This is a genomic window from Sulfurimonas sp. (assembly GCF_027056685.1).
Lineage (GTDB): Bacteria > Campylobacterota > Campylobacteria > Campylobacterales > Sulfurimonadaceae > Sulfurimonas.
This window is the reverse complement of sequence record NZ_JALUKE010000005.1, coordinates 1-1,701: the sequence shown is the minus strand read 5'-3', so window position 1 is coordinate 1,701 and position 1,701 is coordinate 1. Positions and strand designations below refer to the sequence as shown.

Annotated in this window: 2 protein-coding genes; both read right to left on the bottom strand. The window is 31.6% G+C overall.

Features of this window, described 5'->3' with window-relative positions:
* Window positions 1–548 (bottom strand): hypothetical protein (locus MVY38_RS00205; protein WP_297482069.1); only part of this gene is annotated, 548 nt, incomplete at its 3' end.
* Between the two features lie 59 nt (window positions 549–607).
* Window positions 608–1,701 (bottom strand): precorrin-6Y C5,15-methyltransferase (decarboxylating) subunit CbiT (cbiT, locus tag MVY38_RS00200; protein ID WP_297482066.1); only part of this gene is annotated, 1,094 nt, incomplete at its 5' end.

Genomic DNA, 1,701 nt, shown 5'->3' with positions numbered 1-1,701 from the left:
ATCTTTAATTGCCCGTCTTGATAGGATGCTACCAAATCAGAATGATTATATTCAAAGTTGTCATTAATCTGATCTATATCTAGAAAAATAGATTTTAAAATATTTTTAAAAATTAAATTAAATTTTTCTTCATCTGTAGCAGTTAGTGCATTCTGTTGTTTTTTCGCAAATTTTTTTAATATATCCTGATATAATGAAGATAAAGGATCATTTTCAAGTGTAAGTCGTTGCAACAATGACTCTGCTGCAATATAATCATTCCTGTCTATTTCCTCATAAACTTTATTCATTTCTATTGAATCATTTGTGCTTAATCTATTTTTTATTAAACTGAGTAAACTTTGATCTGTTATTTCACTATCCATTAAAGCATATTGCATTTTATACTTACCGTTTACAATAGAACTAATAGCCTCAGTATATGCATACTGAAATTTCATAATATAACTTTTACCACTACCAGGTTTTCCTGCAAATACTGTTATATCTTTTATATCGAAATCACTATCAACTATTTTAGCAAAATTTTTAAGATTTAAATTTGACATAATACTCTTCTCTTTTTAGATAATAAAATTATACTAAATATACGATTAATTAATATCTTTTATTTCCTTACAATTATCTGGTGCATTACCCTCTCAGGTTCAGGCATCAACAAACTCATTTTGTAAGTTGTAAGACTCACGCTTTTAATCTCAAAGGCTATGTTTGCTTGTTTTAAAACCGTTATAGCTGTTGTAAGATGTTGGAGGGTTACAAAATTGGCTACCATGATGCCACCATCGGCTAATCTTTCATACAAATAATCTAGCTCACTGATGACTTTTTCGCCACCACCACCAACAAAAATTCTCTCAGGAGTGCTTGGCTCTTTTTTATACTCTTCATTTGCCTCACCGATGAAGAGTTTTGTATCTAAAATTTTATGTTTTTTGAGAGAGTTTTGTATCATCTTGGCTCTTTTTTCATTCTTCTCAAAAAGGATACTCTTAACCTTGTATCGTTTGTACCCATCAATACTTACAGAACCAGAACCAGCACCGATGTCCCACAAAAGCATATTTGGCTGTAGGTCAAGATTTTGTAAAGATATATGGCGTTTATAGCTTTTTGTAATCATTCCATTTTCATGCTCGATGCTCTCTTCACTTGAGATATTTGGCAGAGGTTTATAGTTGCGTTTGATAAGGAGTGAGTAAGGCATACGAGGAGGATTTTGCACCATTTTTTGCAATGTTGTACTTGAAAAAAGTTCATCACCATAGCCAAATCGTTCTCCAAGTGTGATGCTTACATCCTCTTCATCCAAAAATTTTGTTGCTTCTACAAGTATGCTCGGTGTATCATCATCACAAATCACAAAAGTATAATCTTTTGTTAAAAAGTTCTCTAAGTCTATAAAGCTTTTTCCATGTAGAGTTACGATGCCAGTTTTGACAAGACTCACCCCTTCATGAGCTAACATATAGTTTAAACTTGAGGTGTTATCTACTATTTTAAAGGGGATATTTTGCTTTTTAAGGGTGGCGATGATTATAATTGCACCTGAAAAAAAGGTTGGAGAGCCACTTACAATATAGAGTATATTTTTATCAAAATTGTCTAAAATCACCTCTTTGACAACTTTAAAACTCCCCTTTATGACATTCTCTAAAGAAGTCTCATAATTTTGGTCACAAAATATCATCTCAAATTGTG